The 23880-nt window shown below is 43.6% G+C and carries 23 protein-coding genes; 14 read left to right on the forward strand and 9 right to left on the reverse strand.

What is annotated here, in order from left to right:
- Positions 1–2: 2 nt before the first annotated feature.
- Positions 3–614 (reverse strand): RNA polymerase sigma factor, encoded by a 612-nt coding sequence (locus AC13DA_RS09985; protein WP_007144893.1) that lies wholly within the window; start codon positions 612–614, stop codon positions 3–5.
- A gap of 95 nt (positions 615–709) precedes the next feature.
- On the opposite strand from AC13DA_RS09985, the gene AC13DA_RS09990 reads away from it, so the two are divergent.
- The 10 genes from AC13DA_RS09990 to AC13DA_RS10035 all read left to right on the forward strand — a co-directional run bounded on the left by AC13DA_RS09990 (position 710) and on the right by AC13DA_RS10035 (position 12524).
- Positions 710–1033: an HvfA family oxazolone/thioamide-modified RiPP metallophore gene (locus AC13DA_RS09990; RefSeq protein WP_007144894.1), complete on the forward strand. Its 324-nt coding sequence runs from the start codon at positions 710–712 to the stop codon at positions 1031–1033.
- A gap of 59 nt (positions 1034–1092) precedes the next feature.
- Positions 1093–1722, forward strand: coding sequence for an HvfX family Cu-binding RiPP maturation protein (locus tag AC13DA_RS09995; protein ID WP_284451282.1), 630 nt, complete (start codon positions 1093–1095; stop codon positions 1720–1722).
- Positions 1723–2682, forward strand: a complete 960-nt coding sequence (gene msrP, locus AC13DA_RS10000) for a protein-methionine-sulfoxide reductase catalytic subunit MsrP (protein ID WP_284451281.1) — start codon at positions 1723–1725, stop codon at positions 2680–2682.
- A 276-nt stretch (positions 2683–2958) separates the two neighbouring features.
- Entirely contained in the window at positions 2959–3297 is a 339-nt protein-coding gene (locus AC13DA_RS10005) for a protein-methionine-sulfoxide reductase heme-binding subunit MsrQ (RefSeq protein ID WP_482945920.1), read from the forward strand.
- A 188-nt stretch (positions 3298–3485) separates the two neighbouring features.
- On the forward strand, positions 3486–6140 hold the full coding sequence (gene aceE, locus AC13DA_RS10010) for a pyruvate dehydrogenase (acetyl-transferring), homodimeric type (RefSeq protein ID WP_007144898.1): 2655 nt from the start codon (positions 3486–3488) through the stop codon (positions 6138–6140).
- A gap of 3 nt (positions 6141–6143) precedes the next feature.
- Positions 6144–7469 carry a dihydrolipoyllysine-residue acetyltransferase gene (locus AC13DA_RS10015; protein WP_284451279.1) on the forward strand — a complete coding sequence of 442 codons (1326 nt, stop codon included), beginning with the start codon at positions 6144–6146 and terminating at the stop codon, positions 7467–7469.
- Positions 7466–9238 carry a dihydrolipoyl dehydrogenase gene (gene lpdA, locus AC13DA_RS10020; protein ID WP_284451278.1) on the forward strand — a complete coding sequence of 591 codons (1773 nt, stop codon included), beginning with the start codon at positions 7466–7468 and terminating at the stop codon, positions 9236–9238. The genes AC13DA_RS10015 and lpdA overlap by 4 nt, the downstream gene beginning before the upstream one ends.
- Before the next feature lie 97 nt (positions 9239–9335).
- The gene (locus AC13DA_RS10025; protein WP_284451277.1) at positions 9336–10136 is read left to right on the forward strand and encodes a DNA adenine methylase; all 801 of its coding nucleotides are present in this window, start codon (positions 9336–9338) and stop codon (positions 10134–10136) included.
- Between the two features lie 109 nt (positions 10137–10245).
- The gene (locus AC13DA_RS10030; RefSeq protein WP_007144902.1) at positions 10246–11463 is read left to right on the forward strand and encodes an argininosuccinate synthase; all 1218 of its coding nucleotides are present in this window, start codon (positions 10246–10248) and stop codon (positions 11461–11463) included.
- Between the two features lie 23 nt (positions 11464–11486).
- Positions 11487–12524, forward strand: coding sequence for a GGDEF domain-containing protein (locus tag AC13DA_RS10035; protein ID WP_007144903.1), 1038 nt, complete (start codon positions 11487–11489; stop codon positions 12522–12524).
- On the opposite strand, the gene AC13DA_RS10040 is transcribed toward AC13DA_RS10035, so the two are convergent.
- Genes AC13DA_RS10040 through purB form a run of 4 tightly spaced genes read right to left on the reverse strand, consistent with a single transcriptional unit; the run spans position 12517 to position 15810 of the window.
- Positions 12517–13134 (reverse strand): nitroreductase family protein, encoded by a 618-nt coding sequence (locus AC13DA_RS10040; RefSeq protein WP_007144904.1) that lies wholly within the window; start codon positions 13132–13134, stop codon positions 12517–12519. The two genes, AC13DA_RS10035 and AC13DA_RS10040, sit on opposite strands and share 8 nt — an antisense overlap.
- 14 nt (positions 13135–13148) lie before the next feature.
- Positions 13149–13943, reverse strand: a complete 795-nt coding sequence (locus AC13DA_RS10045) for a secretin N-terminal domain-containing protein (RefSeq protein ID WP_007144905.1) — start codon at positions 13941–13943, stop codon at positions 13149–13151.
- Entirely contained in the window at positions 13940–14440 is a 501-nt protein-coding gene (locus AC13DA_RS10050) for a DUF7931 domain-containing protein (protein WP_007144906.1), read from the reverse strand. Before AC13DA_RS10050 ends, AC13DA_RS10045 begins: the two co-directional genes overlap by 4 nt.
- 2 nt (positions 14441–14442) lie before the next feature.
- A complete protein-coding gene (gene purB, locus AC13DA_RS10055; protein WP_007144907.1) occupies positions 14443–15810 on the reverse strand; it encodes an adenylosuccinate lyase in 1368 nt (455 codons plus the stop codon).
- A 121-nt stretch (positions 15811–15931) separates the two neighbouring features.
- On the opposite strand from purB, the gene acnB reads away from it, so the two are divergent.
- On the forward strand, positions 15932–18463 hold the full coding sequence (gene acnB / locus AC13DA_RS10060; RefSeq protein WP_007144908.1) for a bifunctional aconitate hydratase 2/2-methylisocitrate dehydratase: 2532 nt from the start codon (positions 15932–15934) through the stop codon (positions 18461–18463).
- Between the two features lie 80 nt (positions 18464–18543).
- Positions 18544–19251 (forward strand): ABC transporter permease, encoded by a 708-nt coding sequence (locus AC13DA_RS10065; protein ID WP_284451276.1) that lies wholly within the window; start codon positions 18544–18546, stop codon positions 19249–19251.
- Here AC13DA_RS10065 and hflD read toward each other — a convergent pair.
- From hflD to AC13DA_RS10085, 4 genes are read right to left on the reverse strand one after another with little or no spacing between them, the layout of a single operon-like run.
- Positions 19248–19880 (reverse strand): high frequency lysogenization protein HflD, encoded by a 633-nt coding sequence (hflD, locus tag AC13DA_RS10070; protein ID WP_284451275.1) that lies wholly within the window; start codon positions 19878–19880, stop codon positions 19248–19250. The two genes, AC13DA_RS10065 and hflD, sit on opposite strands and share 4 nt — an antisense overlap.
- Complete coding sequence (gene mnmA, locus AC13DA_RS10075; protein ID WP_284451274.1) at positions 19877–20980, reverse strand: tRNA 2-thiouridine(34) synthase MnmA; 1104 nt, start codon at positions 20978–20980, stop codon at positions 19877–19879. The genes hflD and mnmA overlap by 4 nt, the downstream gene beginning before the upstream one ends.
- Before the next feature lie 2 nt (positions 20981–20982).
- Positions 20983–21363 carry an NUDIX hydrolase gene (locus AC13DA_RS10080; protein ID WP_237701222.1) on the reverse strand — a complete coding sequence of 127 codons (381 nt, stop codon included), beginning with the start codon at positions 21361–21363 and terminating at the stop codon, positions 20983–20985.
- Positions 21269–21982, reverse strand: coding sequence for a pseudouridine synthase (locus tag AC13DA_RS10085; RefSeq protein ID WP_284451273.1), 714 nt, complete (start codon positions 21980–21982; stop codon positions 21269–21271). The genes AC13DA_RS10080 and AC13DA_RS10085 overlap by 95 nt, the downstream gene beginning before the upstream one ends.
- A gap of 414 nt (positions 21983–22396) precedes the next feature.
- On the opposite strand from AC13DA_RS10085, the gene slyD reads away from it, so the two are divergent.
- A complete protein-coding gene (gene slyD / locus AC13DA_RS10090; protein WP_007144914.1) occupies positions 22397–22879 on the forward strand; it encodes a peptidylprolyl isomerase in 483 nt (160 codons plus the stop codon).
- Positions 22880–22962: 83 nt separating this feature from the next.
- Positions 22963–23868, forward strand: a complete 906-nt coding sequence (locus AC13DA_RS10095) for a D-hexose-6-phosphate mutarotase (protein ID WP_284451272.1) — start codon at positions 22963–22965, stop codon at positions 23866–23868.
- Positions 23869–23880: the final 12 nt, after the last annotated feature.

Genomic DNA, 23880 nt, shown 5'->3' on the forward strand with positions numbered 1-23880 from the left:
GCTTATAGTCCTCGGTACTCTTCAATTTTGTGATGCAATGTAGTCCGTGCCCGGTGTAAAAGCACTCTAGCATTAGACGAACTAATATCAAGAATGTTACAAATTTCTGACATGTCTAGTCCTTCCATATCATACATAGTTAACATAGCGCGCTGATTGGCCGGTAACTGGCGGAAGCTTGTTTCGATAATAATTCGTAGTTGTTCATTTTCTAACAAAGCGTCTGGCGTGTCTTCATCCCAGGGTAGGACGTCATCTAAGCGATGTCCACGTTCATCAAATTTGTCGTGTGAAACAGACTCCCAGCCGTCATCAAGCGAAACTTGACGTTGCTCGCGTTTAAAGCGGGTCTTAGCGCCGTTGCTGGTGATTTGTAATAACCAGGTTTTCAGGCTTGAGCGACCCTCAAAGTTAGGTAATGCTTTGATAGCAGATAACCAGGCATCCTGAACAATTTCATCAGCAAATGCTTCTCCAACAATAGCTCTTGCTACGGTTAACATCAGCCCGTGGTATTGAGATACGACATAGTCAAACGCTTTCGCATCGCCATTGATAAGTTGTTTAATTAAGCTTTGCTCATCGGCGGGACTCAGCTTCACTTTTTTTTTCATTTTGTTTGTAACAATCCTTTGTGAGGCTCGTCTACTATGCAAGACGGGATGAAAGCCCGTTGGAATTTTAACAACAATAGAAGGAAGTAATCATCATGGCAACATTAAATAAATCATCAATCGCTATTGCATCATTTGCAGCAGGTTTAGCGATGGCACCATCAATGGCCAGTGCAGGTAATAACCCATTTGCGTCGACGGAATTGTCGAGTGGCTATATGCAGCTTGCTGAACACCATGCTGAAGAAGGTAAATGTGGTGAAGCGAAATGTGGTGCTGAGAAAAAAGCTGAAGAAGCTAAATGCGGCGCTGAGAAAAAAGCTGAAGAAGGTAAATGCGGTGCAGAGAAAAAAGCCGAAGAAGCGAAATGTGGCGCTGAGAAAAAAGCCCATGAAGCAAGCTGTGGTGGTAATAAATAAAGTACGCTGAAAGGTCAAATAAGGGCTCATTGAGCCCTTATTTTCTTTGGGAGAACCTCATGTTTTGTCGTCTTTATCAAACACTCTTTTATCAGTTGAATAAAACTCGTGCTTTGGATTTTATTGCACCCGTTTTGTTGCGACTATATCTAGCACCTGTTTTTTGGGTAGCTGCCAACAACAAATGGAATCCGTTTGATGCTGATAGCTCTCTGAATAATACGATTGCCTGGTTTGCTAACCCGGACTGGGGATTGGGTTTACCTTTTCCAGAGGTCATGGCGTATCTAGCCTGGGGGGCTGAATATTTTGGTGCCATTTTTCTGGTTCTAGGTCTGGGAGTCCGCTTAGTGTCTATTCCGCTAATGGTTACGATGATCGTCGCTATGGTCACTGTCCACTGGAAAAATGGGTGGCAAGCAATTCACGACACAATGAGTCCTTTTGCTTCTGCTGATGTCAATGAAGCTATAGAGCGCTTACACAAGGCGAAAGAAATTTTGCAGGAATATGGTCATTATGACTGGTTAACGCAACATGGCAATTTCGTTGTACTGAATAATGGCATTGAGTTTGCGGCAACCTATTTTCTCATGTTGCTCGTTCTATTTTTTATCGGGGCAGGAAACTATTTGAGTGTCGATTACTGGCTGAACAGACGTTGTCAGCAAAGTGGGGAGGGTAAGTAAATGTTTTATAAAAAACAAAAATCTTGGGAAATAGCTGAATCTGAAGTCACCGATTATGAGGTCTATCAAAACCGTCGACAGTTTCTTGGTACAACTCTGGCGGTGGGTTTGGCTGGTGCACTGCCAACAATGGCATTAGCCGATGTGACTGAACAACCGAAGCCCTTCGTTGACGTGAGTAAAAGTCCATTTTCCACCGATGAAGAAAAAACCGATTTTGAGTCCATCACCACCTATAATAATTTTTATGAATTTGGTACATCAAAGCAGGACCCTGCAATCAACGCCACGGCTTTTCCAGATAGATCTCAACCCTGGAAAGTAGTCATTGATGGTGAATGTGATAAACCCGGCACATACGATTATGAGGACCTGATAAAACCGTTCACGTTAGAAGAACGTATCTACCGAATGCGCTGTGTTGAAGGCTGGTCAATGGTCATTCCGTGGATTGGTTTCCCTCTTGCAGACTTATTAAAAAAAGCCCAGCCAAACTCCAAGGCGAAGTTTGTTGAATTCACTACCTTGTATGACCCTAAACAAATGCCTGGGCAACGGCGTGCTGTGCTTGACTGGCCTTATGTTGAAGGTTTGCGTATTGATGAAGCGATGAATCCTTTGACTTTACTTTCCGTTGGTCTCTATGGCAAAGAGTTATTGGGTCAAAATGGGGCGCCAATACGACTCGTTGTGCCATGGAAATATGGCTTTAAAGGCATAAAGTCAATTGTGCGTATTCGCTTTGTTGAAGAGATGCCTCAGACCGCATGGATGAAAGCTAACGCCAGAGAGTATGGTTTTTATTCGAATGTTAATCCTGATGTCGATCACCCTCGCTGGAGTCAGGCAAAAGAGCGTCGCATAGGGGAGTTTCTGAAACGTAAAACTTTAATGTTTAACGGCTATGGTGAACAGGTGGCAGACTTATATGCAGGCATGGATCTTAAACGTTATTTCTGAACAACGATTGTCAGCGAATACCAAAGCAAATGTCGTAAAGACGTTGTTGTTTATTGTTTGTCTGCTGCCTCTCATTTATCTTGTCTGGGGACTTTTGACGGATAACCTCGGAGCAAATCCTGTGGAAACCTTAACCAGAAGTTCTGGTTTATGGGCCTTACGTTTTTTATTAATTACTCTGTTGGTGTCGCCTATTCGTTGGTATACCGGATTAACTGCGATTGTAAAATATCGGCGTATGCTGGGCTTATATGCATTTTTTATGCCAGCGTGCATATGCTGTTATATCTCGGCTTGGATCAGCTATTTGATATTCAGGATATCTGGAAGGATATCCTTAAAAGGCCTTTCATTACCGTAGGGTTTATCAGCTTTATACTTTTGTTGCCTCTGGTGATGACATCAACCAACAAAATGATGAAACGACTTGGTGGCAAGCGTTGGAAACGGTTACACCGCTTGACCTATGTAATAGCGACTTTATCCTGCGTGCATTTTCTTATGTTGGTGAAAGCGGATATCCGTGAACCGATCATTTATATGATTCTTCTATCATTTCTCTTCTCCATCAGATTATTTCATTCATTGAATAAAAAAAAGCTGGTCAGCCGCTGAATTTTTTCGCAAACTGCTAAGCAACACCGTGAAGTCGTGGTGTGAACTAACCATAAGTCAGTAAACAAGTTTCTGTTTAAATTCTGTGTCAAGTGGCATTGTATATAGTGGTTTGAGTCATGAATTCAAACAAAAACTGTTACAATGTTCCGCTGTTATTCATCGCGTTATGATTTGAGAAGGTATTTATGACTGATTTTGTCGATCACGATCCACAGGAAACTCAAGAATGGCTTGATGCCCTTGAGTCTGTAATTGAGGCCGGTGGTGAGGAAAAAGCGCACTTTATCATTGAGAAGCTCATTGATATGGCTCGTCGCACCGGGATCAATCTCCCGTATAGCGCTAACACTGCATACGTCAACACCATCCCTGTTGATCAGCAAGAACGCATCCCTGGTGACCAGGCGATGGAACACAAGCTGAGATCTTATATTCGCTGGAATGCTATGGCGATGGTAGTGAAAGCTAATATGAAACCCGGCTCTGTCGGTGGTCATATTGCTAGCTTTTCATCAGCAGCCACCCTTTACGATGTGGGCTTTAACCACTTCTTTAAAGGTGATGAATATGGCAACGGTGCAGATATGGTTTTTGTTCAAGGCCACTCATCACCTGGTATCTATGCTCGTTCATTCCTTGAAGGCAGACTGACCGAAGAACAATTAGAAAATTTCCGTTTCGAAGTAAACGGTAAAGGTCTGTCCTCATACCCACATCCATGGTTGATGCCTGATTATTGGCAGTTCCCAACCGTGTCAATGGGCTTAGGCCCCATCCTCGCCATCTATCAAGCACGCTTCATGAAATATATGCAGCATCGCGATATCGTTAAAACAGAAGGCCGTCATGTCTGGGCTTATCTGGGCGATGGTGAAATGGATGAGCCGGAATCACTAGGTGCGATCACTCTTGCGGGTCGTGAGAAGCTGGATAACCTTATCTATGTAGTTAACTGTAACTTACAGCGTCTGGATGGTCCTGTGCGCGGTAACGGTAAAATCATACAAGAATTAGAAGCCTTATTCCGTGGCGCTGGCTGGAATGTCATTAAAGTCTTATGGGGTAGTGGCTGGGATCAGTTACTAGCTCGTGACACCAATGGCCTGCTACTGAAACGTATGGAAGAAGTGGTTGATGGTGAATACCAGAACTATAAAGCGAAAGATGGTGCTTATGTTCGTAAACACTTCTTTGGCAAATATCCTGAATTGTTAGAAATGGTTTCTGACATGACGGATGAGGATATCTGGCATTTGAGTCGTGGTGGTCATGATCCAAGAAAGATCTACGCTGCTTATAAACGAGCTGTAGACCATGTAGGACAACCGACAGTTATCCTTGCTAAAACCGTAAAAGGTTACGGTATGGGTGAAGCCGGTGAAGGCCAAAACACCACGCACCAACAGAAGAAACTGGAAATCGAACAAATGAAACGATTCCGTGATCGTTTCAATATTCCTTTAACCGATGAAGAAGTGGATAAAGTCCCGTTCATCAAGCTTAAAGATGACAGCCCAGAGAAGAAATATTTACTGGAACGTCGTAAAGAGTTGGGTGGTTTCTTACCAAAACGTAATAACAGTGCACCTGCACTGAAAATTCCTGAATTAAAGCTGTTTGATGCCGTACTGAAATCAAGCGGTGATCGTGAACTTTCTACCACAATGGCGTTTGTTCGCGTCTTAACTGCACTGATTCGTGATAAACAGATCGGTAAGAATATTGTGCCAATCGTGCCAGACGAAGCCCGTACCTTCGGTATGGAAGGTCTGTTCCGTAGTGTCGGTATTTATTCCTCTTCTGGTCAACGTTATGAGCCTGAAGATTCAGGTAAAGTCATGTGGTACCGTGAAGATACCAAAGGTCAGATTCTGGAAGAAGGCATTAACGAAGCGGGTTCAATGGCTGAATGGGTTTCTGCTGCAACGGCTTACAGTAACTACAACGTTAATATGGTGCCGTTCTATATCTACTACTCGATGTTTGGTTATCAGCGTGTAGGTGATTTATGGTGGTTAGCGGGTGATATTCAAGCTAAAGGTTTCCTCATCGGGGGGACTGCAGGTCGTACGACCCTCAATGGTGAAGGTTTACAACACCAGGATGGTCACAACCTGTTGATGGCAAATGCCATTCCAAACTGCATCAGTTATGACCCAACCTATGCCTACGAAATGGCTGTTATCGTTCATGATGGTATGAAACGTATGTATGAGAAGCAGGAAAATGTCTTCTATTACATCACTGCGATGAATGAAAATTACAAACATCCTGATATGCCTGAAGGTGTCGAAGAGGGCATTATCAAAGGTCTGTATAAATTAAAAACGGGCGGTAAACACAAACTTAAAGCACAGCTTATGGGCAGTGGTACGATTCTGCGTGAAGTGGAAGCGGCTGCGGAGTTGCTGGAAAAAGACTGGAAAGTCTCTGCTGATGTGTGGAGCGCGACTAGCATGAATGAATTGGTTCGTGATGGACAAGAGGTTGAACGTCACAATCGCCTCAACCCAACCGCACCGAAGAAACGCAGCTATATTTCCGAATGCTTAGATGATGCAGCTGGTGTTGTGGTTGCAGCAACAGACTATGTACGTTTGTATGCAGAACAAATTCGTCCATGGGTTAAAGCGAGCTATACCGTATTAGGTACAGATGGTTTTGGCCGTAGTGATACACGTGAAGCATTGCGTAGCTTCTTTGAAGTTGACCGCTATCATGTAGTGGTTGCAACTCTGCATGCATTAGCCGATGAAGGTCAGATTAAATACGATGTGGTTGCTGATGCAATCAAGAAGTATGAGATTAATGCTGATGCAATCAACCCAGTTAAGGCATAAATAATGGCAGAATTAATTGAGTTAAAAGTTCCTGATATTGGTGACTTTGAGGCAGTCGAAATCATTGAAGTGCTTGTTGCTGTTGGCGATAGCATCGATGAAAACCAAGAAGTCATTACTGTTGAGTCTGATAAAGCGATGATGGAAATTCCAGCATCGCAAGCAGGCGTCATCAAAGAAATGAAAGTAGCCGTTGGTGATAAGGTGAGCGAAGGCACAGTTATCGCTATGCTTGAAGTGGCCGAAGGTGCTGGTGCTTCATCTGCAGAAGAAGCTAAACCAGAAGAAAATACAGAAAAGCCAGCTGCTGCACCTGCTGAGAATCCGCAGCCGAAACCGGAAGCGAAGGTTGAAGCAAGTCCTGCAGCCAATACGCCACCAGCGGAAGCTATTCCTTATGCACCTGATAATAAATCGGGCATTCGCCGTGCACATGCTTCACCATCAGTACGTCGTTTTGCTCGTGATTTAGGGGTCGTTTTAACCTCTGTAACCGGTAGTGGTCCTAAAGGTCGTATCACCAAGGAAGATGTTCAAAACTATGTGAAACAGGTCATGACTGCACCAGCAGCTGCACCTGCTCAGACAGGTAGCGGTATCCCATCAGTACCTGTGGTGAATTTCGAACAGTTTGGTGATGTTGAAACACAAGAGTTATCTCGAATTAAGAGAATTTCTGGCAAACATTTACATGCATGCTGGCTGAATATTCCTCATGTGACTCAGTTTGATGAAGCCGACATTACGGAGTTAGATGCTTTCCGTAAAGAAAATAAAGAAATGGCTGCGAAAAAAGGCGTTAACCTCACACCTTTAGTTTTCATCATGAAAGCGGTTGTTGCCTGTCTGAAACAATTCCCTGAGTTCAACGCGTCACTTAGTGAAGACAAAGAAAGTCTGATCCTGAAAAATTACTACAATCTGGGTGTGGCTGTCGATACACCTAATGGCCTTATGGTGCCAGTAATCAAGGATGTCGATAAAAAAGGTTTCCTTGAATTAGCCGGTGAGCTGGGTGATATCAGTGCCCGTGCACGTGAAGGTTCATTAACAGCCAAAGATTTACAGGGCGGCACATTCTCTATTTCAAGTCTTGGTGGTATTGGTGGACAATTCTTTACACCTATTGTCAATGCACCTGAGGTTGCTATCTTGGGTGTCAGCCGTCATCAAATGAAACCGGTTTGGAATGGAAAAGAGTTTGTTCCACGACTGATGTTGCCATTATCTGTATCGTATGACCATCGTGTTATTGATGGTGCAGCAGGTGCACGCTTTACCGTGATGCTCAGCCAAATGTTGTCCGATATTCGTAAGGTGCTGCTATGAGTGAAATAGAAGTAAAAGTCCCGGATATTGGTGATTTTGATGCTGTTGAAATCATTGAAGTGCTGGTTAGTGAAGGTGATGTCGTTGAAGAAAATCAGGACATTATCACGCTAGAGTCAGACAAGGCAGCGATGGAGATTCCAAGCACGGCTAAAGGTAAAATTGTCAGCTTAAAAGTGGCTGTGGGTGACAAAGTATCGCAAGGTGATGTCATTCTGACGCTTGAAGCTGAACAGCCAGCTGGTGAAAACACGGATTCAAAAGATCCAGCAACGGAAACTAAAGCTACTGCACCTGCAGCTGAAAAAACGGCACCGACACCCGCAGCGGCGCCGCAAGGTGATGCTGATGTACATGCCGAGGTATTAGTGCTGGGTTCCGGCCCTGGTGGCTACACTGCTGCGTTCAGAGCTGCTGACCTTGGTAAACAGGTTGTGATGGTAGAGCGCCATGAACGTATTGGTGGTGTTTGTCTTAACGTCGGTTGTATTCCATCTAAAGCACTGTTACACACTGCACAGATTATTAATGAAGCTGAAGAAATGTCGCATCACGGGGTTAAATTCAATAAACCTCAGATTGATATTCGTGAATTAGAATCATGGAAAAGCAGTGTTGTTAATCAACTGACTGGGGGATTAAAAGCCTTAGCCAAAACACGCAAAGTCACGATCATTCAGGGTGAGGGGAGCTTTACCAGTCCAAACACCTTGAAAGTAGAAGGTCCTGATGGCGAGAAAACGATTTCGTTTGATAACTGCATTATTGCTGCCGGTTCTCGTGTCACTAAAATCCCGGTGTTTCCAAATGATGATCCAAGAATGATGGATTCGACCGATGCACTGGAACTGGAAGATGTACCAGAGAAATTATTGGTCATCGGCGGTGGCATTATCGGACTGGAAATGGCGACTGTCTATGATGCCTTAGGCTCAAAGATAACCGTCGTTGAATTGCAGGATAGTCTGATTCCGGGTGCAGATAAAGATATCGTTAAACCATTGCTCAAACGTGTGCAGGAAAAATACGACAATATTTACCTGAACACAAAAGTCAGCAATATCGAGCCGAAAGATGACGGTTTATTGGTGACCTTTGAAGGTAAAGAGGCACCTGAACAAGCTATGTTTGACAAAATACTGGTTGCTGTCGGACGCTCACCGAACGGTAAGCTGATTAATGCTGAAGCAGCGGGTGTTATAGTGACTGATCATGGCTTTATTGAAACAGATGGTCAGATGCGTACTAACGTCCCTCATATTTTTGCCATAGGGGATATTGTTGGTCAGCCTATGTTGGCACACAAAGCCACCCATGAAGGTAAAGTTGCTGCTGAAGTTATTGCTGGACAGAAATCGGTGTTTGAACCAATGACGATTCCTTCTGTTGCTTACACCGATCCGGAAGTCGCATGGATGGGTATGAGTGAAGATGAAGCGAAAAAACAAGGTATCGACTACGTCAAAGGAGCTTTCCCATGGGCAGCCAGCGGTCGAAGCTTGAGTCTTGGCCGTGATGAAGGTCTGACAAAAGCCTTGTTTGAAAAAGAAACGGGCCGCTTGATTGGTGCTGGTATTGTCGGTCCCAATGCCGGTGAATTAATTGCTGAAGCAGTTTTAGCTTTAGAGATGGGCGCTGATGCAGAAGATATTGGTCTGACGATTCACCCGCATCCAACATTATCTGAAACACTAGGTTTTGCTGCTGAAATGGCGGAAGGTTCGATTACCGATCTGATGCCTCCACGCAAGACATTGCACTCTAAGTAAGCCTGTGTAAACTGGCTATAGCCAGTAATTAATGGGGGTATATCTGTGTTTTACACAGGTATACCCGTTTTTTTGTCTATTATTTTTATTTGAGTTAATGACGAGCAAGGGCCATTTTGATGCCACGTTAAAACCGCCACTCAAATGGGCAGGGGGGAAACGCTGGTTATTACCCGTTCTTAAACGCTACTGGAGTAAACATCAGCAATCCAGACTGGTGGAACCCTTCTGTGGTGGGCTTTCTGTCGCGCTCGGCCTGGCACCTGAGCGTGCGTTACTCAATGATATCAATCCTGCATTAATCAATTTTTACCAGCATTTAAGTGAAGGACTAGAAGTTGATATATCATTCATTAATGATGAATCAGCTTACTATCATTGTCGTGATGAATTTAATCAACTGAATGCTAAACAAAATAATCCGGCACGTGCAGCACAATTGTTCTATTACTTAAACCGAACGGGTTATAACGGTTTATGTCGTTTTAACAGTAGTGGTGGTTACAATGTGCCTTTCGGTCGCTATAAAACCATTAATTATTTAGAGAGTTTTATTGACTATCAGCCGATTTTGTCCCGTTGGCAATTCAGTTGTCAGGATTTCGAAACAATACCACTCGAATCTATGGATTTTGTGTATGCGGATCCGCCATATGACACGCCTTTTCATCAATATTCACAAAAAGGCTTTAAGTGGGAAGATCAAGAGCGGCTCGCACATTGGTTAAGTCAGCATGATGGCCCTGTTTTATTATCAAACCAAGCCACAGATAGAATTATTGATTTATATCGACAACTTGGATTTAGACTTCGATATCTTGATGCTCCACGATTAATAAGTTGTAAAGGAAATGGTCGTAAAGCCGTGAAAGAAGTGCTTGCAATCCGTGGTTTTTGATACAATACGCGTTCTTTTTTATTCAAGTTAATTTCTATCTTGCCGATGTTATTACTATGGTGATTTAGGGATTAAGTCAGCTAATTTTTTACAGGAATAAATATCACCCATGTCTAAGATCAACAAAGTCGTTTTAGCCTATTCAGGTGGACTGGATACTTCCGTTATTTTGAAGTGGTTGCAGGATAAATATGAGTGTGAAGTAGTTACTTTCACAGCTGACCTTGGGCAGGGTGAAGAAGTTGAACCAGCCAGAGCAAAAGCAAAATCGCTAGGTATCAAAGAAATTTACATTGAAGATTTACGTGAAGAGTTTGCACGTGATTACGTTTTCCCAATGTTTCGTGCGAATGCCATCTATGAAGGCGAATACTTATTAGGCACCTCCATCGCACGTCCATTGATCGCAAAACGTTTGGTTGAGATTGCTAATCAAACCGGTGCTGAAGCGGTTTCACATGGTGCTACAGGTAAAGGTAACGACCAAGTCCGTTTTGAACTTGGTGCCTATGCCTTGAACCCTAACATTAAAGTTATCGCACCTTGGAGAGAATGGGACTTATTGTCTCGTCAAAAGCTACTTGATTACGCTGAACAGCACGGTATTCCAGTAGAAATGAAACAAGGTAAAAAGTCGCCTTATTCGATGGATGCGAACTTGTTACATATCTCCTATGAAGGCGGTATTTTGGAAGATCCATGGGCTGAACCTGAAGAGTCTATGTGGCGTTGGTCTGTGTCACCAGAAAATGCGCCAGACAAAGCAACTTATCTTGAATTAACCTACGAAAAAGGTGATATCACTGCAATTAATGGTGAAGCAATGTCGCCTGCGACTGTGATGACGTATTTGAATAAAGTTGCTGGCGAAAACGGTATCGGTCGCCTGGATATTGTTGAAAATCGTTACGTCGGGATGAAGTCTCGAGGTTGTTATGAAACACCTGCGGGCACAGTAATGTTGAAAGCTCACCGTGCTATTGAATCTTTAACGCTGGACCGAGAAGTTGCACATCTTAAAGACGAATTGATGCCACGTTATGCCTCGCTGATCTACAACGGATACTGGTGGGCACCAGAGCGTGTGATGCTTCAGAAAATGATTGATGAATCACAGCAAACAGTTAACGGTAAAGTACGTATCAAATTATATAAGGGTAATGTTTCTGTGGTTGGTCGTGCGTCAGATACGGATAGCTTGTTTGATGAGTCAATTGCAACGTTTGAAGATGACGCCGGTGCTTATAATCAAAAGGATGCAGAAGGCTTCATTAAATTGAACGCCTTGCGTCTGAAAATTGCTGGGAAGGCAAAGCGTAAGGTCTAATAAACCTCACGCAGGCTTTAAGCATGGACTACAATGAATTATCTGATAAAGCCGCAGAATATATGCGGCTTGCATTGCCTCTGATGCGCAAACATGGAGTGCCAATGACACCAGATAATTATACGGTCTGGTATGAGCATGTATCTGGTGGTAACCAAGAGCTTTCGCTGTCTATCCAAGATATGGTGAAAGAAACGCCGCTATTGAGTGAAAGCCAATGCAAGACGCTGTTCAAGCGATTTTTCAATATAGAAAAAGAGCGTGAAGAAGTTTATCAAATGCGTCTTGAATTGGCGCGCTTGCTGAAAGAAGTCATTAATTTTATCTATAGCAGTGTCATGCATACGGATAAAACGAATCAGCGATTAAATGATCTAATGAGTCGGATCAATCGTGATATGTCTGCTGCAGAAATTCATCAGATTGTCGACGATATTCTCGCTGAAACACGGCAGGCGATGAATAGTGGTGAGTTGCTGACTGAGCGTTTAAATACCGCGATGACTGAGGTAGAAAAACTCAAGAAAGAGTTTGACGTTTCTAAGCAAGAAGCAAAAACAGACACATTGACAGGCTTAGCTAACCGTAAAGCCTTTGATGATGTGGTAAGCAAAGTCACCAATGATGCAGATGATTCCGGACTGGATGTCTGCATTATCTTCGCCGACCTTGATATGTTTAAAAATATTAATGATAAACATGGGCACTTGGTGGGTGATCAGGTGCTGCGTGTGGTGGCGAATGCATTAAAAGATAGTGTTAAAGGACGTGATCTTGTTGCAAGATATGGTGGTGAGGAATTTGCCATTGTCTTATTGAATACCAGCCTGCAGAATGCAAAAAATGTTGCTGAAAATATTCGTCAGGAAATTGCTTCTAAACGTATACAGCGCAAAGATACCAGGGAGTCACTGGGTGTTATCACCATGTCATTTGGTGTGGCACGTTATGTTAGCTCTGAAGGTAGTGAGAGCTTCATGCAGCGAGCTGACAGAGCTTTATATATGTCTAAGAGGAAAGGGCGCAACTGTGTGTCAGAAGCGCCACCCCCAATCATTTAGTTTCGTCTGGAAACTTGTCTGTAAACAGGACTTCATCTAGCTCTAGCTGTCCCGAGCGTGGACGTGCTTCCTGTAGTTTTTTACCGATTGTAATCATCATTACAATGACGTGATCATGAGGCAAATTGATAATTCTTGCCACTTTATCAAAGTCAAAACCATCCATTGGGCATGAATCATAACCCATGCCTTTTGCCATTAACATAATAGTGCTGGCAGCAATGCCGACAGATCGAAAACATTCATCGCGCTGCCCCTGATGATGGTTGGTGTAATAACCTTCAATGGCTGGCAGCATGAAGTCTTGCACTTCTTTTGGAGCATGACGCCAGTAGCGTTGAGGATCTTTCTCCCAGGCATTTAAATCGGCACACAGCACTAATAACATCGACGAATCTGTGACTTGAGCTTGACCGTAACTGGCTTCGCGGATTTCTTGACGAAGCTGTTTATCTTCAACATTAATAAAACGCCAGTGCTGAAGATTAAATGCTGTTGGAGATAATATCGCATGCTCCATTAATGTTCTGACTTCTTCTTTTGTCATTGTGTGGTCAGGGTCATAATGTTTAACAGAACGACGGGTAAGAATCGCTTCTTTGATATCCATAAATACTCTTGTGATTAATTTGAAGATGTTTCGACTTTCAGATAGATAATTTGTTGCTGGCCTTGATGTGTTTGATACTGTTTCAGCCCCTCTTTTTGTTCATGCTGATCTTCTGAAACATAGGCTATTTCTATCCATTGGCCTAATTTGCCATGTACGGTGCTGATAAGGTTACTACTGTTAATTTGCCCATCGTGGCTACGGTCAGAGAAAAAAGGGTGTATTTCTACCTTCACATTATTATCTGACAGCAAAAAGGGGACAGCCATAAATCCTCTTGAGGTCGATATATATTGTGTATTCGAGGCGAAACCGATATTGCCATTGGCGTTAACGAAGTATAGATAGTCTTTTTCTGGTCTAGCATTACCGATATTGATAGCAATCGGCTGTCCAGCAATACCTTGCGCGCTATAACGATTATTTTTATCGTCTTTGCCTTTTGTTGACCATTGTTTTATTGATACTGATGCATTGGGTTCTTCCGTGGACAGTTCGATATTGGCCTGATGACCAGACTGATGATTGAGCTGTTCAGATGTCTGCCAGACAGTGACCAGAACAGACTTCAGAGGAACATCCAGCTTTTTAATCAGCTGTTCAACATTTGCTACAGTAGCGCGATCAGACTTCAAAATAAGCATATTGTCGTACGCTTTTATCGTGGCTGACTCGGGGAGAAAAGGGCGGACTTGATCGACAACCTCACTTGCCAAGCGATGCTTCAGGCTGATGGTATGAATGTCGGAATCTGCAAATAAGCTCTTGCAGAACATTAGTATCGCAACGGTCAGAATGAGTTTTTTCATAATTGCAAACGCCTCGTATTCACATCAAACTGGCTTCTTGACCACATGTCCTCGAAGTCCTTTTTTCTATTACTGACCTGACGTACAGCATCAAAGTCAACTATACCCTCGTAACGGGCAGAATTGGGACAATATAAAAATGCCTTATTATCTATCAATAGATACATATAACGAGATTTCTGATCTTGCTTATCTGCAATATGAATTTGAATTTTACTGGACAACCTCTGCGCTAAAGGAATAAGTAAATGCCTTTGGGCAGTTGTTTGCTGAGTACTGTGCACTAAAAAGCGAATACCGCAGCGCTGGCTTTGGTTAATAAAGGCGATTAATTTATCGACGACAATTTGATTATTGAATAAAACACTATCCAACTCAGGTCCACAAAAACAAATTTCCTGTCTGGCGGACTCGATGAGTTCGATAGTGTAGCGGCTTGCATATTCCCGACTGTCGAACGGTATAGATTGATCGTCAGTCGGGATACTCTCACTCATGCTTAACCGTTTTTGGCTTGTTCTGCTGCGTTGCCAAGATAATTAGCGGGTGTCATCGCCTTTAATTTATCTTTGGCTTCTTGAGGCATATCAAGTCCATCAATGAACGCTTGCATGATGTCTTTATTAACGCGTTGGCCACGCGTTAAATCTTTCAGCTTTTCATATGGATTTTCAATACCGTAACGACGCATCACCGTTTGGATTGGTTCAGCTAATAATTCCCAGTTAGCATCCAAATCAGCGGCCATAACCTCAGGTGCAGGGTCAAGTTTGCTGATGCCTTTTAATGCTGAGCTGTATGACAATAGTGAATGTGCAAAACCTACGCCTAAGTTGCGTAATACAGTAGAGTCAGTCAGATCTCGCTGCCATCTGGAAATAGGCAATTTGAGCGCTAAATGATCAAATACAGCATTGGCTATGCCCAGATTGCCCTCAGCATTTTCAAAGTCGATGGGATTCACTTTATGGGGCATGGTCGAAGAACCAATTTCGCCTTTCACGGTTTTTTGTTTGAAGTAACCGATAGAGATATAACTCCAGACGTCACGACAGAAATCAATCAGCACAGTATTGAATCGAATCATGGCCTGAAATAATTCAGCCATATAGTCATGGGGTTCAATTTGTGTTGTGTATTTATTCCAACGCAGTCCGAGTCCTGTCACAAAGGCATTTGCCATCATTGGCCAGTCAACATCAGGGTAGGCTGCATAATGAGCATTATAATTACCTACAGCGCCGTTCATTTTACCGTATAGTAAAACAGCTGCTACATGGGTGCGTTGCAGCTCCAGACGCTGTACCACATTGGCCAACTCTTTACCTAATGTGGTTGGTGAAGCAGGTTGACCATGGGTACGCGACATCATTGGTGTATCAGTATGTTGTTGTGCCACCTTACGGATAGCAGCAATAACGGTATCCATTTCTGGCAAAATCACTTTCTCACGAGCATTTTTCAGCATGATGCCGTAAGCCGTATTATTGATATCTTCTGAAGTGCAGGCAAAGTGAACGAATTCACTGACGGCGTTCAGTTCTGCATTGTCTTTAAATTTTCTTTTGATGAAATATTCAACGGCTTTAACATCGTGATTCGTTTCACGCTCAATATTTTTTATTTCCTGAGCATCTTCAACCGAGAAGTTATTAATAATGTTATCTAAAAAAGCTTCTGCTTCTTGACTAAGTTTCGGTACTTCCTGAATACTGGCATTATTACCGAGTAAATGTAGCCAGCGAAGTTCTACTTCTACACGGGCGCGCAGTAGTCCATACTCACTAAAGAATGGGCGCAGCGCTTCAGTTTTTCCGGCATAGCGGCCATCAACCGGTGAAATCGCGGTCAAAGCGGTTAAATCCATGAATACTCCGATGAAAGATTTAGTTAATAAATTTGTGCGAAATTATAGCAGAGTTCGCTCGTACTAAACGCTTTCAGGTAAAATGTCACCGTTTCATTCTCAAACTTTGGGGTACACATACGTGCTGAAAGAATATCAATCGCAAGTTGAAGAACGTGCCAAACTTGGCTTACCACCGTTACCACTTGATGCTGAACAAGTTTCTACCTTAGTCGAACAACTCAAAAATGGCAGTGATGACAGTGAAGCATTACTCGAACTCCTGATTCACAGAGTTCCGCCAGGCGTCGACCAAGCGGCCTATGTGAAAGCAGGCTTTCTCACCGATATTGGAAAAGGTGAAGTTAAATGTGCTTTGATTTCACCCGTAAAGGCGACTGAATTACTCGGTACGATGATGGGTGGTTACAATGTGCAATCATTGATTCAGCTACTTGATATTGAAGAAACAGCGGCGACGGCTGAGAAAGCATTATGCAAAACACTGATGGTTTACGATGCGTATCATGACGTGGTTGAAAAAGCTGAAACCAATGACTATGCAAAGCGCGTATTACAATCTTGGGCTGACGCTGAGTGGTTTACCTCACGACCTAAATTAGCAGAACAGATCACGCTAACGGTATTTAAAGTCCCGGGCGAGACGAATACTGATGATTTATCACCAGCAACTGAAGCCTGGAGCCGCCCAGATATTCCATTACATGCAAAAGCCATGCTTGTCAGCAAAATGGATGATCCCATTGGTGATATCGAGAAATTGAAAGAAAAGGGCCATCCACTAGCCTTTGTTGGCGACGTGGTAGGAACCGGATCTTCAAGAAAATCAGCGATCAACTCAGTGTTGTGGCACATGGGCCACGATATCCCTTATGTACCTAATAAACGTCAGGGTGGCGTCATTCTCGGTAACAATATTGCTCCTATCTTCTTTAATACAGCCGAAGATTCTGGCGCGATGCCGATTGAATGTGATGTCCAGAACATGGAAACAGGTGACGTTATTACGATTCTGCCTTATGAAGGCAAGATATTAAACGAAGCGGGCAATGTCATCAGTGAATTCAGTATGCGTCCAACCACACTGGCTGATGAGGTGCGTGCCGGAGGTCGTATTCCACTGATCATTGGTCGTGGCCTGACCGATAAAGCCCGTGAAACACTTGGCTTACCTCCCTCTGATATTTTTGTACGCCCAGTTGAACCTGTTGATACCGGTAAAGGTTTCACACTGGCTCAGAAAATGGTTGGCCGTGCTTGTGGTGTGGATGGAGTTCGTCCTAACAGTTACTGCGAACCTAAGGTCACTACTGTTGGTTCACAGGATACAACGGGCGCAATGACGCGTGATGAGTTAAAAGAATTAGCCTGTTTAGGTTTTTCTGCTGACCTGGTTATGCAGTCTTTCTGTCATACCGCTGCTTATCCAAAACCGGTTGATATTAAGTTACAGCATGAACTACCTGACTTTATCAGTACACGTGGTGGTGTTTCATTACGTCCAGGCGACGGTATTATTCACTCGTGGTTAAACCGCATGATTTTGCCTGATACCGTGGGTACGGGTGGTGACTCGCATACTCGTTTCCCCATTGGTATTAGTTTCCCGGCTGGCTCAGGCCTGGTGGCATTTGGTGCTGCTCTTGGGGTCATGCCACTGGATATGCCGGAGTCAGTGCTGGTTAAATTTAAAGGGGAAATGCAGCCCGGCATCACCTTGCGTGACCTGGTAAATGCGATTCCATACGCCGCTATTCAACAAGGTTTATTAACGGTTGAGAAAAAAGGTAAGAAAAATATTTTCAATGGCCGCGTGCTGGAAATTGAAGGTTTGCCTGATCTGAAAGTGGAACAGGCGTTTGAATTATCTGATGCCTCAGCTGAACGTAGCGCGAATGGTTGTACCGTTCGTCTGAATAAAGAACCTATCATTGAGTTTTTAAATTCAAATATGGCGCTGATGGAATGGATGATTGCTGAAGGCTATCAGGACGAACGTACATTACGTCGTCGTATTGATAGCATGAAAGCCTGGTTAGATGATCCACAATTACTAGAGCCTGATGCTGATGCGGAATATGCTGCGGTGATTGAGATTGATCTCAATGAAATCAAAGAACCTCTACTCGCTTGTCCAAATGATCCTGATGACATTAAACCGTTGTCAGAATTACAAGGCAATAAAATTGATGAAGTGTTTATTGGCTCATGCATGACTAATATTGGTCATTATCGTGCTGCGAGTAAAGTGTTGGAAAATATGCGTAATTTGCCTGTGAAATTATGGATTGCGCCGCCTACTAAAATGGATAAATACCAGCTGACTGAAGAAGGGGTTTACAGTACCTTTGGACGTGTAGGTGCCCGTACAGAAACACCAGGATGTTCTTTATGTATGGGCAATCAGGCTCGGGTAGCTGATGGAGCGACCGTGGTTTCTACATCAACACGTAATTTCCCGAATCGTTTGGGTAATAATGCCGATGTCTATCTGTCTTCTGCTGAGCTTGCTGCAGTGGTGGCCAGTATAGGACGTTTACCCACCGTTGCCGAATATCTTGAAGCGGTAGCAGGAATTAAACCGATGGCGGCAGAAATTTATCGTTATCTCAACTTCCATGAGATGGATGAATATCGACGTGCTGCCAGCTAATTACTAGTCGTATCGTATGAAACTAAAAAGGCTGTTTTTGTGATAAAAACAGCCTTTTTTATATCTGAGAAAATATAAGCATGAATACATCGGTGCAAGTCATTTCGAATTTCCAACTGACTCTAGCTTTCATTCCAGTAGTGGTTGTCTTGCTGATGATGCTGCATTGGTCGCTCAAAGCGGGTTTTGCCGTTTATGCACTGATTCGCATGTTGATTCAGTTGTTACTCGTCGGATATGTGTTAACAACGGTATTTGCCGCTGAACAATCCTGGGTAGTGATGCTGGTGATGTTTATCATGGTGAGTGCAGCCAGCTGGATTGCATTAGGCACCGTTCAGATTCAACGTCGGCAGTTGTATCCGCTTGCCTTTGTTAGCATTTTGTTGGGTGGCGGTCTGACGCTGATGTTAGTAACACAGAGTGTGATCGGGTTATCGCCATGGTTTGAGCCGCGATATATGATTCCATTAGCGGGGATGATCTTCGCTAATGCGATGAATAGTATCAGCCTGGCCGCAGAGCGTTTATCAGCTGAACTTGCAAGAAATATCGATTACCTGAGCGCTAGAAATGAAGCCTTTCAGGCTGCATTCATTCCTACGATTAATTCGATGTTGGCTGTGGGACTGGTGTCTTTACCAGGCATGATGACCGGACAAATTTTATCGGGCGTATCGCCAATTACTGCCGCCCATTATCAGATCGTAGTGATGTGTATGATTTTTGGTGGCTCCGGTTTATCGATTATTCTTTTCTTATGGCTGGCTAAAGCCCGTTTTAGCTAGACTTCACGCGACAGTGCTTCAGTAGCACTGAGTAGTTTTCCGCTCTGAAATAGAAACTGCCAGCGCCGTCCGCCTTTCTGTTGCCATAACACGGTAGCGCGAATACCACTAAGAAGTAGGGCTCTTACTCGGTTAATATTGTCTGGCTGTTGTAAAAATCCGGGATCACCATAGACCTGAATTCTTGGCTTTAACTCACTCAAGGTACGTTGATAGATATCGGCAAAACGAGCGATGACTTGGGGCGACATAATATCGCCGAAATAATCAATTTGTGCAGGCACTTGCTGAATTTCACGATCAATCAACGCCAGCATTTCCGGTTGCTTGGCTAATTGGCGTTCAAGGTGAAGAAGACTGATGACATAACGTAATAAGGTCACATCTTTTTTGTCTTTCTTCTTTGATAGCTGGGTATTAAGTGCTTCAATTCCTGTTCGTAATTGATTGATTGAACCATACACAGACTCGGTATCAGGTGCATTTTCTACCAGCAAGCTTTCCAGCATTACTTTCATATCAGCACTGTTTACCTGACCGGTTTCAGCAACTTGTTGAACTAATGAGGCGGCTTGAACAACAGCGGAAATGGCAATCGTCCGGTCACGTAAACGCGGATTAAGACTCATGGATGAATACCGGGTGCATCAGTGGAGACGATGATACCGCCACCCAGGCAGTCATCGTCCAGATAGAATACAACAGATTGACCAGGTGTCACTGCACGCTGTTTTTCGTCAAATTCAACATGGATGTTACCGTTATCATCCTGAGTAATGGTGCATGCCTGATCAGGTTGACGGTAGCGAGTTTTCGCTGCTGCCCGACAAGGAAATTCAGGCGGATGACCCGCCACCCATGACAGTTCTTCAGCGACCAGGTTTTGACTCCATAACCAGGGGTGATCACCCTGAACAACGTAAAGAATCTGATTATCCATATCTTTACCGGCGACAAACCACGGCTCACCTGTACTGTCTTTACGCCCGCCAATGCCAAGACCTTGGCGTTGTCCGAGGGTGTAATACATCAGCCCCGCGTGTTCACCAATTATTTCACCTTCAGGTGTCCGCATTTCACCAGGTTGTGCCGGTATGTAGCGGCTCAAAAATTCGCGAAAGTGGCGTTCACCAATAAAACAAATGCCTGTACTGTCTTTTTTATCGTGATTGATAAAACCGGCTTGTTCAGCGATACGTCTTACTTCTGTTTTAGGTAAATCACCCAAAGGGAAGCGTGTGCGTGATAGCTGTTCCTGTCCCAAAGTATACAAAAAGTAGCTTTGATCTTTTTTGTGGTCCTGACCTTTGAGGAGATGGAACTGGCCATTTCGTTCTTCAACTCGTGCGTAGTGGCCAGTGGCAATAATGTCACCACCCAATTCAATCGCATGATCGAGAAAGGTTTTAAATTTGATTTCACGGTTACAAAGAATATCCGGGTTCGGGGTACGACCTGCACGGTACTCATCGAGAAAATGTTTAAAAACATAATCCCAGTATTCCATCGCAAAGTTGGCTTCATGGAAGGGGATACCAACTGTTTCAGCTACAGAGCTGGCGTCTTTACGGTCTTCTTCAACGGTACATTCACTTTCATCTGCAAAATCGACCCAATTCTTCATAAACAGCCCTTCAACATGATCAAATTGCTGTTTTAGCAATAATGCGGCTACAGAAGAATCGACGCCGCCGGAGAGTCCGACGACTACTTTATTATCATTACTCATATTTAATTACGTAAAATATCCAGAGGATAGCGGTGGCCATCAATATAGTCTTGGAAACAATCGGTTACAAGTGTACTACGCAGATCCGCTTGTCTGCGGCGTATCTCATCAAAAGGTAACCAGAGTGCTTGATAAATATCATCATCCAGCGCTTGGTTTGGATCGTGATCGGTCACTGTTCCTGAAAAACAATAACGAATATACGTTTCCCCTTTACGAGGGTGAATCCAGCGATAAATCCCGACCAGTGATTGCGGATGAAACGTCCAGGCAGTTTCTTCCTTTGTCTCACGAATCACTGCGTCGATAAGACTTTCGTCTGGTTCGAGATGGCCGGCTGGCTGGTTTAAGGTCATTTTGCCGTTGATCTCCTCTTCGACCAGAAGGAATCGATCGTTCTGTTCGACTACGGCGGCGACTGTTGTTCGAGGCTTCCAAATCATCCCGCCATTTTATCACGTCATTGGCATTAACGGAGCACCATTGCCCTGGTTCTAGATCATTTAATTGCCATGGACCAATAGCCGCGCGGATAAGCCGAAGTGTCGGGTGGCCGATGGCAGCTGTCATCCGCCTTACTTGTCGGTTTCGGCCCTCAGTGATTTTTAGCTCCAGCCACTGTGTAGGAATGGCTTTTCGTTCACGGATAGGCGGTATTCTTTCCCATATGCTGGGCGGTTGAATCAAGCGTACTTTCGCAGGTTTCGTCATCCCATCTTTCAGTTTTACGCCTGAAACCAACTGTTGCAGTGACGCTGAATCAGGAATATTCTCCACCTGGACCCAATAGGTTTTTTCTAATTTGAATTTGGGATTGGCTATTTGATGCTGTAGTTGACCATCGTTGGTCAATAAAACCAGTCCTTCACTATCCCGATCCAGCCGGCCGGCAGGGTAGACCTCGTCAATGTCGATATAGTCTTTTAACGTCTTTCGACCTGACTCATCAGTAAATTGGGTGAGAACATCATAGGGTTTATTAAATAGGATCAGCTTCGCCATAATTAGTGTGTGAAGGAGTTTAATGATAAAATACTCAACTTTTTTTATCGTAGAATGTATTGTTTAATGCACTTAGCGATGTAATGACAACATAACGTCAAGTTTTGTCTAACATCTGTTAAGTCTGTTCTTGATGATAAAAAATTAAGCTGATGATGGCTTTTATTAGTTAGCAAGGTATTGATACTATACCAGCGCAGGCTAGTAAAAGCGGATGGATTCATATCTGAAATTATTAGCGAACAGCTATTAGTAACGTCGTACTTGAGTCGTATTGATGACAATAATAGCTGTTGATGTTTAAAACCAAGACAAACTGAACGTCAGATTGATTCAGTTGTATGGCGAGAACATCAATAAGTTGTAGTGATTATGCTGCAGCTGTAATCCAAAACATGTAAGTGAGGAATCTAAATGAAAGTTGCAGATAATACTGTTGTAGTAATCGACTATACCCTGACTGATAACGATGGCAGTGTCATCGATAGCTCGGAAGCAGCGGGCCCGTTAGCTTACCTTCATGGTGCAGGTAATATTATTCCTGGTCTGGAAGATGCGCTGAATGGCAAAGAAGCGGGCGATGCGGTCAAAGCAAGTATTGAACCAGCCAAAGCGTATGGCGAAAGACACGAAGAGTTAAAGCAAGACGTACCACGTGAACTATTCAGCGGTGTTGATGATGTTCAGGTTGGCATGCAGTTTCAATCTGAAACAGAGCAGGGACCGGTTCTGGTAACTGTTGTCGACATTAAAGATGACACAGTGACAGTTGATGGTAATCATCCTTTAGCAGGCGTTCACCTGAATTTTGATGTAACTGTCCGTGAAGTTCGTGAAGCCAGTGCAGAAGAACTTGAGCATGGCCATGTTCATGGTGAGGGCGGTCATCATCACTAATAAGGGTTTTTCCTTATAGTGAATGACTATACTGTCTATGGAGAGACGGGCGTAAGCCCGTTTTTTCGTTTGGAATAGTGAATATGCAGGATTTAGAAACACTTAACCGTCTGTTTGGTAAAGAAGCTGAAGTGTGCTTTGTTGAAGGGCAATCAGGAATGCCCATCATTGAAATAGCCACGAAAAAAGCTTCTGCGACGATAGCCCTTTATGGCGGGCAAATATTGTCGTATAAATCAAATGGAATGGAACACGATCTTTTTTACTTAAGTGAAAAAGCCATTTATCAGCAAGGCAAAGCGATACGTGGTGGTGTACCCGTTTGCTGGCCATGGTTTGGCGAAGACCCTGGTAATTTAGGTCGTCAGGCACATGGTTTTGCCCGTAATTTATTATGGAATGTGCTGGACTGTCAGTTACATGATGATATTGTCGAAATTACCCTGGGTTTGGAATCGACAGCGACCAGTAAACAATGGTGGCCGAATGAATTCCGCCTGCGTAAGAAAATTGTTATCGGTGAGCAGCTGGATATTTCTCTGACAACTGAAAATAGAGGCGAAATACCGTTTAGTATTTCAAAAGCCCTACACACGTATTTTCAGGTGGGAGATATTTCGCAAACCACGGTGGTGGGGTTAGATGGTCTGGATTACCTGGACAAAACATTAGACTTTTCTAAGCACACCCAAGTGGGAGACATTACCCCCTTTGCTGAAACAGATCGTGTTTATCTGGCATCTCCTGCACGTGTTCAGATTATTGACGAAGTTTTGAATCGACAAATTAATATCGAACAGAGTGGGGCAGAAAATATTGTTGTATGGAATCCCTGGACGCGAGCTTCTTTACTGAATGATATGGATGCCAGTGACTACCAGCAATTCATCTGTGTTGAAACGGCAAATGCCATAGCGAACAGCGTGATTATTGCGCCGGGAGCATCGCATCAAATGCAGGTTAAGTACAACGTGAGTTCGATTGCTTAGATGAAACAAGTA

This window comes from Methylophaga sp. F-2 (assembly GCF_056859315.1).

What these genes read in the sequence shown, in the direction of transcription:
- AC13DA_RS09985 (WP_007144893.1), bottom strand. Translation starts at nt 614, where the DNA reads ATGAAAAAAAAAGTGAAGCTGAGTCCCGCCGATGAGCAAAGCTTAATT.
- AC13DA_RS09990 (WP_007144894.1), top strand. Translation starts at nt 710, where the DNA reads ATGGCAACATTAAATAAATCATCAATCGCTATTGCATCATTTGCAGCA.
- AC13DA_RS09995 (WP_284451282.1), top strand. Translation starts at nt 1,093, where the DNA reads ATGTTTTGTCGTCTTTATCAAACACTCTTTTATCAGTTGAATAAAACT.
- msrP (WP_284451281.1), top strand. Translation starts at nt 1,723, where the DNA reads ATGTTTTATAAAAAACAAAAATCTTGGGAAATAGCTGAATCTGAAGTC.
- AC13DA_RS10005 (WP_482945920.1), top strand. Translation starts at nt 2,959, where the DNA reads ATGCTGTTATATCTCGGCTTGGATCAGCTATTTGATATTCAGGATATC.
- aceE (WP_007144898.1), top strand. Translation starts at nt 3,486, where the DNA reads ATGACTGATTTTGTCGATCACGATCCACAGGAAACTCAAGAATGGCTT.
- AC13DA_RS10015 (WP_284451279.1), top strand. Translation starts at nt 6,144, where the DNA reads ATGGCAGAATTAATTGAGTTAAAAGTTCCTGATATTGGTGACTTTGAG.
- lpdA (WP_284451278.1), top strand. Translation starts at nt 7,466, where the DNA reads ATGAGTGAAATAGAAGTAAAAGTCCCGGATATTGGTGATTTTGATGCT.
- AC13DA_RS10025 (WP_284451277.1), top strand. Translation starts at nt 9,336, where the DNA reads ATGACGAGCAAGGGCCATTTTGATGCCACGTTAAAACCGCCACTCAAA.
- AC13DA_RS10030 (WP_007144902.1), top strand. Translation starts at nt 10,246, where the DNA reads ATGTCTAAGATCAACAAAGTCGTTTTAGCCTATTCAGGTGGACTGGAT.
- AC13DA_RS10035 (WP_007144903.1), top strand. Translation starts at nt 11,487, where the DNA reads ATGGACTACAATGAATTATCTGATAAAGCCGCAGAATATATGCGGCTT.
- AC13DA_RS10040 (WP_007144904.1), bottom strand. Translation starts at nt 13,134, where the DNA reads ATGGATATCAAAGAAGCGATTCTTACCCGTCGTTCTGTTAAACATTAT.
- AC13DA_RS10045 (WP_007144905.1), bottom strand. Translation starts at nt 13,943, where the DNA reads ATGAAAAAACTCATTCTGACCGTTGCGATACTAATGTTCTGCAAGAGC.
- AC13DA_RS10050 (WP_007144906.1), bottom strand. Translation starts at nt 14,440, where the DNA reads ATGAGTGAGAGTATCCCGACTGACGATCAATCTATACCGTTCGACAGT.
- purB (WP_007144907.1), bottom strand. Translation starts at nt 15,810, where the DNA reads ATGGATTTAACCGCTTTGACCGCGATTTCACCGGTTGATGGCCGCTAT.
- AC13DA_RS10065 (WP_284451276.1), top strand. Translation starts at nt 18,544, where the DNA reads ATGAATACATCGGTGCAAGTCATTTCGAATTTCCAACTGACTCTAGCT.
- hflD (WP_284451275.1), bottom strand. Translation starts at nt 19,880, where the DNA reads ATGAGTCTTAATCCGCGTTTACGTGACCGGACGATTGCCATTTCCGCT.
- mnmA (WP_284451274.1), bottom strand. Translation starts at nt 20,980, where the DNA reads ATGAGTAATGATAATAAAGTAGTCGTCGGACTCTCCGGCGGCGTCGAT.
- AC13DA_RS10085 (WP_284451273.1), bottom strand. Translation starts at nt 21,982, where the DNA reads ATGGCGAAGCTGATCCTATTTAATAAACCCTATGATGTTCTCACCCAA.
- slyD (WP_007144914.1), top strand. Translation starts at nt 22,397, where the DNA reads ATGAAAGTTGCAGATAATACTGTTGTAGTAATCGACTATACCCTGACT.
- AC13DA_RS10095 (WP_284451272.1), top strand. Translation starts at nt 22,963, where the DNA reads ATGCAGGATTTAGAAACACTTAACCGTCTGTTTGGTAAAGAAGCTGAA.